At 73.6% G+C, this 10,577-nt stretch carries 13 protein-coding genes; 8 read left to right on the plus strand and 5 right to left on the minus strand.

The genetic code is table 11. The features are described 5' to 3' along the window. Positions 1-129: 129 nt before the first annotated feature. From ACIP5M_RS31525 to ACIP5M_RS31535, 3 genes are all read left to right on the plus strand, one after another. Positions 130-369 carry a hypothetical protein gene (locus tag ACIP5M_RS31525; protein ID WP_401203094.1) on the plus strand — a complete coding sequence of 80 codons (240 nt, stop codon included), beginning with the start codon at positions 130-132 and terminating at the stop codon, positions 367-369. Between the two features lie 71 nt (positions 370-440). Then, positions 441-713 (plus strand): hypothetical protein, encoded by a 273-nt coding sequence (locus ACIP5M_RS31530; protein ID WP_401203097.1) that lies wholly within the window; start codon positions 441-443, stop codon positions 711-713. Continuing rightward, on the plus strand, positions 710-1,102 hold the full coding sequence (locus tag ACIP5M_RS31535) for a type II toxin-antitoxin system VapC family toxin (RefSeq protein ID WP_401203099.1): 393 nt from the start codon (positions 710-712) through the stop codon (positions 1,100-1,102). The genes ACIP5M_RS31530 and ACIP5M_RS31535 overlap by 4 nt, the downstream gene beginning before the upstream one ends. Positions 1,103-1,112: 10 nt before the next feature. On the opposite strand, the gene ACIP5M_RS31540 is transcribed toward ACIP5M_RS31535, so the two are convergent. From ACIP5M_RS31540 to ACIP5M_RS31550, 3 genes are read right to left on the minus strand one after another with little or no spacing between them, the layout of a single operon-like run. Continuing rightward, complete coding sequence (locus tag ACIP5M_RS31540) at positions 1,113-1,916, minus strand: L,D-transpeptidase family protein (RefSeq protein ID WP_401203101.1); 804 nt, start codon at positions 1,914-1,916, stop codon at positions 1,113-1,115. A gap of 32 nt (positions 1,917-1,948) precedes the next feature. Beyond that, positions 1,949-3,196: a sensor histidine kinase gene (locus ACIP5M_RS31545; protein WP_401203104.1), complete on the minus strand. Its 1,248-nt coding sequence runs from the start codon at positions 3,194-3,196 to the stop codon at positions 1,949-1,951. Further along, positions 3,193-3,852 (minus strand): response regulator transcription factor, encoded by a 660-nt coding sequence (locus ACIP5M_RS31550; RefSeq protein WP_401203106.1) that lies wholly within the window; start codon positions 3,850-3,852, stop codon positions 3,193-3,195. Before ACIP5M_RS31550 ends, ACIP5M_RS31545 begins: the two co-directional genes overlap by 4 nt. Positions 3,853-3,942: 90 nt before the next feature. On the opposite strand from ACIP5M_RS31550, the gene ACIP5M_RS31555 reads away from it, so the two are divergent. The 5 genes from ACIP5M_RS31555 to ACIP5M_RS31575 all read left to right on the plus strand — a co-directional run bounded on the left by ACIP5M_RS31555 (position 3,943) and on the right by ACIP5M_RS31575 (position 8,224). Beyond that, the gene (locus ACIP5M_RS31555; protein ID WP_401203108.1) at positions 3,943-4,449 is read left to right on the plus strand and encodes a hypothetical protein; all 507 of its coding nucleotides are present in this window, start codon (positions 3,943-3,945) and stop codon (positions 4,447-4,449) included. Further along, a complete protein-coding gene (locus ACIP5M_RS31560) occupies positions 4,446-5,573 on the plus strand; it encodes a peptidoglycan-binding protein (RefSeq protein WP_401203110.1) in 1,128 nt (375 codons plus the stop codon). Before ACIP5M_RS31555 ends, ACIP5M_RS31560 begins: the two co-directional genes overlap by 4 nt. Further along, the gene (locus ACIP5M_RS31565; protein ID WP_401203112.1) at positions 5,570-6,298 is read left to right on the plus strand and encodes an ABC transporter ATP-binding protein; all 729 of its coding nucleotides are present in this window, start codon (positions 5,570-5,572) and stop codon (positions 6,296-6,298) included. Before ACIP5M_RS31560 ends, ACIP5M_RS31565 begins: the two co-directional genes overlap by 4 nt. A gap of 53 nt (positions 6,299-6,351) precedes the next feature. Continuing rightward, the gene (locus tag ACIP5M_RS31570) at positions 6,352-7,545 is read left to right on the plus strand and encodes an ABC transporter permease (protein WP_401203115.1); all 1,194 of its coding nucleotides are present in this window, start codon (positions 6,352-6,354) and stop codon (positions 7,543-7,545) included. A 238-nt stretch (positions 7,546-7,783) separates the two neighbouring features. Next, positions 7,784-8,224 (plus strand): NUDIX hydrolase, encoded by a 441-nt coding sequence (locus ACIP5M_RS31575; protein ID WP_401203118.1) that lies wholly within the window; start codon positions 7,784-7,786, stop codon positions 8,222-8,224. A 170-nt stretch (positions 8,225-8,394) separates the two neighbouring features. On the opposite strand, the gene ACIP5M_RS31580 is transcribed toward ACIP5M_RS31575, so the two are convergent. Together ACIP5M_RS31580 and ACIP5M_RS31585 are read right to left on the minus strand one after the other, a co-directional pair. Continuing rightward, complete coding sequence (locus ACIP5M_RS31580) at positions 8,395-9,225, minus strand: DUF4037 domain-containing protein (protein WP_401203121.1); 831 nt, start codon at positions 9,223-9,225, stop codon at positions 8,395-8,397. Positions 9,226-9,299: 74 nt separating this feature from the next. Then, positions 9,300-10,157 (minus strand): trypsin-like serine peptidase, encoded by an 858-nt coding sequence (locus ACIP5M_RS31585; RefSeq protein ID WP_401203124.1) that lies wholly within the window; start codon positions 10,155-10,157, stop codon positions 9,300-9,302. Positions 10,158-10,577 lie beyond the last annotated feature (420 nt).

The raw sequence follows: 10,577 nt of genomic DNA on the forward strand, positions 1-10,577 counted from the left end.
TATCGGTGCCGGGCCATCGTCGTAGCTGACGGTCCGTCAGGCAAGGGGTGAGCCCCGATCCCGCGTGGCGAATGGAGGACGGGCGATGAGCCGTACCCGTACCGTGACGCCACGGGAAGGAGCACGACGATGACCGATGCCCAGATCCGCATCCCCCGGGAAGCCAAGGACCGACTCGCGGCGATGGCTGCCACCGAGGGGCTGTCGCTGCGCGCCTACCTGGCGCGTCTCGCCGAGAGCCTGCCGACTCCGGCCGAGCGGGCGGGCACCGTCCCGCAAGCAGGGAGCGGCTACGCCCCGACCGCTGCCGAGCAGCAGGACCTCGACCGGGAACTGGACCGGCGCTTGGCGGAAGCCAGGGACCAGTAACGCCGCCTGGCGGACCTCCGGACGACGACCACACAGAGGCTGAATAACATGAGTTTTGTTACGATGGCGGCATGACAGACCAGCCCGCACCTGGCGAGGGCCCGACGCGACCCGTGTCCGTTTCGCTGCACGAAGGGACGATCGCGGCACTCAAGGCGCGCACCGGCAAGCGCGGCATGTCCGCATACATCGAGGCGATCATTCAGCGACAGCTGGAGCGCGACCGGCTCCGAGAGCTGATCGAGGACTCCGAGTCCGTGAACGGACCGGCCGACCCGGCCGCCGTCGAGGCGAAACGAGCGGTCCTGCGCGGCGAGACAGCTGCCTCGTCGGACGCCGCGTGAGCGGGGCGCTGGTCCTCGACTGCGAGGGGCTCTCTCGGCTCGTACGCCAAGAACGCGGCCTGCTGGAGTGGCTGACTGCTGCCGAAGCCGAGGACATCCGAGTGGTGATCAGCTCGGTCACCCTCGTCGAGGCACGGGACCCCCGGGTCAAGCAGGCCCGATTCGATTACGCGGTCTCCCGAGTGAACATCATCCCGCCGAGCGAAGCCATCGCACGCCATGCGAGCAAGCTGCTTGCCGCCGCCGGGCTGCACGGGCACAAGTACGCGATGGACGCCATCGTGGCGGCGACCGCTCTCGACCAGCCCGGACCCGTCACCTTGCTGACCTCGGATCCCGAGGATCTGTCCCAGCTGTGCGGGAACCGGATCCGGGTCGTCAGGATCTGACGGGGAGGGATCAAAAGCCGGACGGGCCCATCGCGATGATCGGTTTGGCGGAGGGGTCCAGGGTTTCCAGGAGTTTCTTCATCGCTTCCTTCGGGATCCCGACGCAGCCCTGGGAGGGGCCGTCGTGGTCCACGTGGAGCCAGATGTTCCCGCCCTTGCGCTCGCCCTCCGGCTTGGTGGGGTCCAGCGGCGAAGTGCCCGGCCTGCGGTTGAAGTCGATGGCGACGACGTAGTCGAAGGACCCGGCCAGGGACTCGCCGTTCACCCCGCGGCCCGTCGCCACGAAGGCGCGGTTCTTGTCGTACGGGAGCCGGGTGCCGGGCGGGGGCGGGAGCAGGCCGCCCGCGTCGGTCAGCGCGAAGACGCCCTGCGGGGAGGTCAGATCGCCGTACGTGCGCTCCGTGGACCAGCCCTTGGCACCGTTGCGGGCCGGCCAGCTCGCGACCCGGACCCAGTCGGCGCCGACCTCGGGGCGGGTGTACAGCGTGGCGGTGGACTCCGAGGAGTCCTTGGCCTTGCCGGTGACCAGGACGAGCTGGCGGGACTCGGCCGGGATCTTCGCCCGGGTCTGCTCGCTGATGCCGCTCAGGCCCTGGAGGCCGGCCCGGTCGGCGTCGCGCGCGGCCCGGCCGGCCCGCTCCGGTGCCGGCGGGCGACCGTCCGCGCGGGCCTGCGGGGCGGCGGCGCCGCCCGCCTCGTCCTCGACGGCGTACACCCAGCCGGCCGTGCAGGTCAGCAGGCAGAAGGTGGCGGCGAAGGCCACGCGACGGGACGTGCTCGGTCGGCTGGAGCGGGCTCGGGCGTGCTTGCTCATTCAACCGACCGTACATCAGCCGCCCTTCGAAACTACCGACCGCTCTCCGCCCGCCGGGGCTCCGCCGGCCGGAAGCGGACGCTGACCGTCAGCCCGCCGTCGGGCGCCGGATTGGCCCGCGCCACCAGCTCCGCGCCGTGCGCCCGCGCGATCGAGGCCACGATCGAAAGCCCCAACCCGGCGCCCTCACCTGCGGTGTGCTGCCGCTCGGCGCGCCGCCGGAACGGCTCCAGGAGCATCGGCACATCGACCGGATCGATCAACGGGCCGGTGTTGGACACCACCAGCTCCCCGTCGGCGGTGGTGGCCACGCCGAGCCGGCCGCCCGCACGGTTGTGACGTACGGCATTGCCCAGCAGGTTCCGGACCAGGTGGCCCAGCAGCGTCCGGTCACCGGTCACGGTCAGCGGCGCGAGCGTCCGCTCCACCGTCAGCCCCTGGTGCGGGCAGGCCTCCAACTCGGCCGCGGCGAGCGCCGCGACGTCCACCCGCTCCGCCGGCCGGCCGGACTGCGGTCCTTCCTCCGACACCGCGAGCAGCAGCAGCGACTCGATGAGGTGCTCGCTGGAATCCGCGACCCCGATCAGCTTCGCCCGGATGCGGGCGACCCGCTCCGGCGGCGGATCCCCCGCCAGCCCGATCTCGGCCGCCGCACGCTGCACCGCGAGCGGGGTGCGCAGCTCGTGCGCCGCGTTCGCCGCGAACCGCCGCTGCGCGGAGACCAGATGCTCCATCCGCCCCAGCATCGCGTCGAAGGTGTCGGCGAGTTCCTTGAGCTCGCCGGGCGGGGCGTCCAGGGCGATCCGCTCGTGCAGGTTCTCCCCCGACAGCCGGCGCGCCGTCGCGGTGATCACGGCGAGGGGACGCAGCACCCGACCGGCCATCCACCACGCCAGCCAGATCGACAGCACGGCGAAGACGGCCAGGGCGACCAGCGAGACGGTCAGCAGCCGCCGCTGCATGGCCTCGGTGACGGCGTCCGACAGGGTGTGGGTGAAGCCGTAGGCCTTCAGGTCCTTCAGGTCCGGTCCGGGAGGCTGTTCTCCCGGCGCCACGGTCCTGGCGGGCTCCGGGCTGCGGCCGGGGTCCGGTGGCGGCACCTCGCCGCGGCGCAGCGCGGGACTGACCGTACTGACGGCTCCGCTGACGCTCGTGTACAGCCCCTGGCCGACCAGGACGTAGACCAGCGCGACCAGTCCACCGCCCGCGAGGAGCAGCAGGGTCCCGTACAGCCCCGTGAGCCGGGCGCGTTCGGTGCGCAGGACGCCGAAGCCCTTCATCCGGCGATCCGGTAGCCCGCGCCCGGCACCGTCTCGATCACCGGCGGCTCGCCCAGCTTGGCGCGGAGCTTGCTGAGCGTGACGCGCACGGCGTTCGTGGAGTAGCTGGTGTCCTGCTCCCACACCTCCTCGATCAGGTCGTCGCTGCTGACCACGGCGCCCTCGGCACGCAGCAGCGCCTCCAGTACGGCGAACTCCTTGCGGGACAGCGCGAGCCGGTGCCCGTCCCGCGCGGCGGTGCGGCGGGCGGTGTCGATGGCGAGACCGGCCCGCTCCAGTACGGGTGGCAGGGCGGGGCGGGCGCGCCGGCCGAGCGCCAGGACGCGGGCGAGGAGCTCGTCGTAGGCGAAGGGCTTGGTGAGGTAGTCGTCGGCGCCCAGGCCCAGGCCTTCGACGCGGTCCCGTACGGTCCCGGACGCGGTCAGCATCAGCACCCGGGTCAGCAGCCGCTCCCGCACCACCTGCCTGCACACCTCGTCGCCGTGCAGGCCGGGCAGGTCCCGGTCGAGGACGAGGACGTCGTACGCGCCCAGGCGCAGCCGCCGCAGGGCCTCCAGGCCGTCGGCCGCCTCGTCGACGGCCAGCGCGTCACGGCGCAGCCCTTCGGCGATCATCTCCCGGAGGAATTCCTCGTCCTCCACCACCAGTACGCGCATGCCGTCCTCTTTACCGGAGACCGGCATTTCGTCGTTGTAAGCGGAGTCGGAGAGGGAAGCGAAATCCCGTTCCGGCGCAGGCTCGGGCCCATGAAGCGAACCCTCATCATGACCTCGGCCGCGGTGTTCACCGGACTGGCCCTCGCCGTCACCGGATGCTCGGCCGGCACCTCCGGCGGAAACGGCTCCGGCGACGAAGGCTCGAACGCCGGCGGCAGCGGTGGCGGCAACGGGCCCAGCGCCCAGCAGATCGACGACGCGCTCAAGCTGCGCAAGTGCCTGCGCGACAAGGGCATAGACGCGCCCGACCCCGAACCCGGCAAGGACCCGCGCGGCCTGACCATGGGCGCCGACGTCGACCAGGCCAAGCTCCAGGAGGCCATGAAGGCCTGCGGCGCGCAGGGTCCTGGCGGCGGCAACGGGCTCACGCAGGAGCAGAAGGACCAGGCGCTCAAGACGGCCCAGTGCCTGCGCACCAACGGCGTGAACGTCAAGGACCCCGACTTCAGCGGCAACACGATGACCGCGATGGAGGTCCCCCCGGGCCAGGAGAAGGCCTTCGAGGAGGCCATGAAGAAGTGTGAAGCCGCCCGATGAGGAAGCGGCGGGCATGGCTGCCGGTCTCCGTGGCGGCGCTGCTGGCCGTGTCGGGGGGCGCCTACGCGGTGCTGGCCCAGCCCCGGCAGCAGGACACACGGCACCAGCAGCGGACGGAGGGGCTGCCTCCGGACACGGCGCCCGTCCAGCGCGGGGACCTGAGCGCGGGCCTCCGGGCCGAGGGCACCCTCGGCTACGCGCAGGAGCGCAGGCTGAACGCGGCCGGACCGGGCGTGATCACGTGGATCGCGGGCGAAGGCGCGGCGGTCGAGCGGGACGGGAAGCTGTACGAGATCAACGGCCGGCCGGTGCGCCTGCTGTACGGGGCCGTCCCGATGTACCGGCCGCTGAAGGCCGGCGACAAGGGCGAGGACGTGCGGCAGCTCAAGCGGAACCTCCAGGCGCTGGGGTACGGGACCGGACTCGACCCGGAGGACCCGGTCTTCACGGCCGGCACGGCGACGGCGGTCAAGCGCTGGCAGAAGGCGCACAAGGCGGCGGAGACGGGCGAGGTCGGCAAGGAGGACGTGGCCTTCGCCTCCGGGCCGCAGCGGATACGCAAGTACGAGGCGGCCGTCGGCGACGAGCCGGGGCCGGGCCGGCCGGTGCTGACGCTGACCGGCACCGAGCGGATCGTGCGCTTCCGGCTGGACGCGGCGAAGGCGGGGGCGGCGGCGGTCGGCGAGAAGGTCACCGTACGGCTGCCGGGAGGCGCCTCCGCGGGCGGACGGATCGACTCGGTGGGCGGCGGCACCCCCGGCCCGGAGGGCAAGGACGGGCCGGGGGGCGGGGCCGGAGGCGGCGGGGGCGCGGGCGGTGGCGGCGGCGGTGACAAGAAGGGCGAGGTCGAGGCCGTCGTGGCCTTCGACGACCCGGCCGCGATCAAGGCCCCTGACCAGTCCCCGGTGACGGTCGGCCTGACCGGTGAGATCCGCAAGGGCGTGCTCTCCGTACCGGTCAACGCGCTGCTGGCGCTGACCGGCGGAGGCTTCGGCGTCCAGGTCGTCGAGGACGGCCGGGTGCGCGAGGTCAGGGTGGAACTGGGGATGTTCGGCAACGGCCGCGTCGAGGTGACCGGCGACTCCCTCAAGGAGGGCATGCGGGTGGGGGTGCCGAAGCCGTGACCGACACGCATCCCGACCTCACCGGACCCGAGGCGGTCGTCGAGCTGGCCGGGGTCACCAAGGAGTACCCGGGCGGGGTCGCCGCGCTGCGCGGCGTGGACCTGACCGTCGCGCGCGGGGAACTGCTCGCCATCGTCGGCCCGTCCGGTTCCGGGAAGTCCACCCTGCTGCACATCGTCGGCACCCTCGACCGGCCGACGGCCGGCCGGGTCGCCATCGCCGGGTACGACGTCGCGGCCCTGTCGGACCGCGCGCTGTCGGCCCTGCGCTCGCGCCACGTCGGCTTCGTCTTCCAGTCCTTCCACCTCGTACCGGGCATCAGCGCCCGCGCCAACGTCGCCGAGGGACTGCTCTACTCCGGCCTGTCACGGTCGCAGCGCCGCCGCCGGGCGGCCGAGGCCCTGGAGCGGGTCGGCCTCGGCGACCGGATGGACCACCGGCCGCACGAGCTGTCCGGCGGGCAGAAACAGCGCGTGGCGATCGCCCGCGCGGTGGCGGGGGCGCCGGACCTGCTGCTGGCCGACGAGCCGACCGGCGCGCTGGACACGGCGTCCGGGGAGGCGGTGATGGAGCTGCTGCACGAGCTGAACCGGGACGGGGCCACCATCGCGGTCATCACCCACGACAACGAGATCGCGGCGAGCCTGCCGAGGCAGGTGCGGATCCGGGACGGGCAGATCGTGGCGGACGTGCGGCGCGGGGCGGCGTCGGCGGTGGTCGCGTGAGGCGTACGCGCGGCAGAGGCAGTAGCAGTACGCGTACGCGTGCCGGTACCCGTGTGCGGAAGCTGCGCCCGCCGAGGCTCTCCCCGCGGGACGTCCTGCACGTCGGGTCGGCGGGTCTGCGCGCGCGGCCGACGCGGGTCTTCCTCTCCGCGCTCGGCATCGCCATCGGCATCGCCACGATGATCGCGGTGGTCGGGATCTCGGCCTCCAGCCAGGCCAAGTTGCTGCGCGAACTCGACCGGCTGGGCACGAACATGCTGGTCGTCACACCCGGCCAGGGGATGTTCAACGGGCAGGACACCAAGCTGCCCGAGGACGCCCCCGGCATGATCGCCCGTATCGAGGGGGTCGAATCGGTGGGCACCACCGGTGACGTGGCAGAGTCCGTACGCCGGTCGGAGAACATCCCCGAGGAGGAGACCGGCGGCATCGTGCTGAAGGCCGCCAAGGACGACCTGCTCGGCACCCTGCGGGCGCGGATGAGCAGCGGGACCTGGCTCAACGACGCCACCGGCCGCTACCCGTCGGTCGTGCTCGGCGACGTCTCCGCACGCCGGCTCGGCATCTCCCGGCCCGGCGGCCAGGTCTTCATCGGCGGCCGGTACTTCACGGTGATCGGCATCCTGGGGCCCATCCCGCTCGCCCCGGAGATCGAACGCTCCGCCCTCATCGGGTGGGACGCGGCCGAGCGGCTGCTCGGCTTCGACGGCCACCCGACGGCGGTCTACGAGCGGTCGGCGGACGAGCGGGTACGGCAGGTCCGCGCGCTCATCGCCCCGACCGCCAACCCCCGGAGCCCGAGCACGGTGGCTGTCAGCGACCCGTCGGCGGCGCTCCAGGCGAAGGCGGCCACGGAGGGCGCCTTCAGCACGCTGCTGCTGGGTCTGGGCGGAATCGCCCTGCTGGTGGGCGGGGTCGGGGTGGCCAACACCATGATCATCTCGGTGCTGGAACGCCGGCACGAGATCGGCCTGCGCCGTTCCCTGGGCGGCACGAAGGGGCAGATCCGGATCCAGTTCGTGACGGAGTCCCTGCTCCTGTCCGGTCTCGGCGGCCTGGCCGGCATCGCCCTGGGCGCGGCGGCCACGGCCGTCTACGCCCGGGCGGGCGGCCTCCCCTGGGTGGTCCCGCTCTGGGCGGTGACGGGCGGCTTCGCGGCCACCCTGGCCATCGGCACCCTGGCCGGTCTCTACCCCGCGACCCGCGCGGCCCGCCTGTCGCCGACGCTGGCGCTGGCGGCGGGGTAGGGGCGCGGCCGGGACCGGGGGAACGGGCCGGCACCTCGCGCGCGCCGGGTCGGCGGGCGCGAGGTGCCGGGGGCTTCGCGCGGACGGCAAAGGGCAGGGGCGGGCGGGGAGACGGGCGGGCGTGCCGGTGTGCACACGGGCCGGTGTGCAGACGGGCAGGCGTGCAGACGGGCAGGCGTGCAGACGGGCAGGCGTGCAGACCCATCCCGCCCCGGCGATCACCGGCGTAGGCTGAACCATGCGAACTCCACGTCACGCAGCGCGCGTTGTCATCGTGTCCCCCAACGGTTCGGTGTTCCTCTTCCGCGAGAACAACGTGGAAGTGGGCATCCACTGGCTGCCGCCGGGCGGCGGCATGGACCCCGGCGAGAGCCCCGAGGAGTGCGTACGGCGCGAGTTGCGCGAGGAGACCGGGTGGACCGACCTCGAGCCCGGGCGGCTGCTGTGCACCTGGGAGCACGACTTCACGCACCAGGGGATCCCGGTCCGCCAGCACGAGCACATCTACCTCACCACCGGCCCCCGGCGGGAGCCGGTGCTCGAGGCACCCGACATCCACTGGCAGTGGCTCTCCCCGCAGCGCCTGGCGACCCTCGGCGAACCGCTCTGGCCGCCGCACCTGCCCGACCTCCTGGCGAACGCGCCCTCGGAGCCCGTGCACTTCGGGCTACTGGCCTAGGGGGTGTCTTACGGATCAGGCCGGGCTCGCGGTGGCTGGTGCCGCGCCTCGCCGCGTTGTCCTCACTCGCCGACGCTCCGCGTCGACTCCCTCGTCCGCCTTGCGATGCACGGCACCAGACACCGCTCCCTCATCCGGCCTGATCCGTAAGACACCCCCTAGCCGGTGGCTCAGGGGGCGCGCCGGCCGGTGGTGCGGGCCCGTAGCGCGGCGACGGTCTCCTCGACCAGGAGCCGCGCCTCGGCCACCGTCGCCACCAGCCGCTCGGCGGTCGCGCCGGGCTCCCCCAGCAGGGCGCGGACCCGCGGGCCGAAGCCGGGCGGCGCGCCCGGGAGCGTTTCGGCGACGGCCAGCGCGCCCTTCTCGTTGAGGCACCAGCGCCTGTCCTCGGCGTACAGCGCCTGCACCAGCACGCCGACCGCCCGGGACAGGCAGAGCGAGACGTACAGCGTGTCCGCGCGTCGGGCGCCCTTCGCGGCGGCTTCGACGAGGAACTCCGCCTCCCACGCGCCCGCCGTCAACGCCCGGCGCAGCGGCTCCGGGTAGCGGCCGGTCCGGTTGCGGAGCTCCGTCAGCTCACCGGCCGGGTCCGCCAGCACCCGGCCGAGCGCCACCTCGCCGGCGTAGCAGGGCGACCAGAACCCGAGCGGGTGCCCCGCCTGCACGCCCACCTCGTACCGGCCCTCGCGGCAGTCCTCCCACACCCGGCCGACCCTGTCCGCGTCCCGCAGGATCCAGTCCACCGCCACCCCGTCGACCGTCAGCCACGCGCCGCCGTCGACCCACGGTCCCCAGCCGCCCGGTCCGGCCACCTCCACCCCGGGGCCGGCGAGCGCGCCGAGCGCGGCGAGGTCGAGCGCGCCGCGGTAGTAGACACCGAGGTCCCAGTCGGAGTCGGGCCGGTGCTCCCCGCGCGCCCGGCTGCCGCCGAGCAGCACGGCGACGACACCGGGCACCTCGGTGGCCAGGCGGTGAGCCATGTCTTCGATCTTCTGCTGCATGGGCACGAGTCTGCCGGGGCGACGGGGGCGGGGGCGGGATGCAGCGTTGGCGGTCAGGCGCTCGGTGGTTGCGGTCAGCGCTTGGCGGGGGCGGCGCCGGTGGCCTTGGCGTACAGCGAGGCGGCGTAGTCGCCGAGGATGGTGCTGGTCGACACGTCGTCCGTGTCACCGCCCGTCAGAATGCCGATGATCTTCCCGTCACGGGCGATCCACGCGCTGCCGCTGGTGCCGCCCGGGAAGTCGGCGCAGTCGAACCGCTGCTGGGTCGCGCTCTCGCGTACGGTGACCGCCGTGCACGTACGGGGAACCTTGCGGTCGGCGGGGTACCCGGTGACGGTGACCTCCTCGGCCGCGCGGCCGCTCGTGTCCAGCACGGCCGCGCCGGTCACGTCCTCGATGGTGCGGCCCTGCGCGTCGGGGGCGAGGCGGGCGAAGGCGAGGTCGTAGTCGTCGTCCGTACCCTCGGCCCAGCGGTCGTCCTCGAAAGCTTCCTCGATCTTCCATGTGCCGTACGGGGCAAAGCCGTTGGCGTACGCGGGCGCGAAGACGGCAGTGCCCTTGCTCTGATCCCCGTCGAGCAGGCAGTGCCCGGCGGTGACGATCAGGTTCCGGCCGGGGCTGTGCACGACGGTGGCGGTGCAGAAGTGGTCACTGTCCAGGCCGTTGGTGAACAGCGCCCCGGTGAAGGCCGCGGGCCCGCCGGGCTGGGGGGTGACGGCCGGCGGCAGCGTGGTGCCCGGCGACGCGGAGCCCTGAGGCTTCGCCGCCTGCGATCGCGGCGGAGCCGTCGCCGCCCCGGTCGGTGCGGCCTTGGCCCGTACGGGCGCAGCCCCTTCGGGCGGCGGCACCAGCTCGGCCACGGCGGCGGAAGCCCCCAGAGCCGCCGCAGCACACAGCACCACCGTCACCACGGTCCGCTTGTCCACCGGCATGATGATCCTTCCGCTTCGCCCCGGCGAGCATGCCCCGGGGGCGGGGGTGGGTGCAAGGGGCGGGGCCTTCGCCCCCCTCTCACCCCCCTGCCGGTCGGCGGCTGCCCACCCGCCGCGGGCGGGGGGTGTGGCGGGGGCGGGTTGACTGCTGGGCGGGGGCGGGGCGGGCGGTGGCCTGCGGGGGCGAGCCGATATGCGGGCGGGACGTGGAGGGCGGAAGCGTGCCGGGCGGGACGGGGATGTGAAGCGGCACGCGAGGGCCGGAAACCTGCCAGGCGGCACTGTGATCGTCAAGCGGCACACGATGGGCGGCAGCCGACTTGCTCGGGAGCGGTGAGGGTTTGGGGGTTTCCCGTCAGTCCCATCGTCTCTCCGGTTCGGGCCGGTCCCTCAAGGGCGCTCCCTGCGGTCGCGTCGCTT

It is taken from the genome of Streptomyces sp. NPDC088762, from assembly GCF_044750905.1.
Taxonomy (GTDB): domain Bacteria; phylum Actinomycetota; class Actinomycetes; order Streptomycetales; family Streptomycetaceae; genus Streptomyces.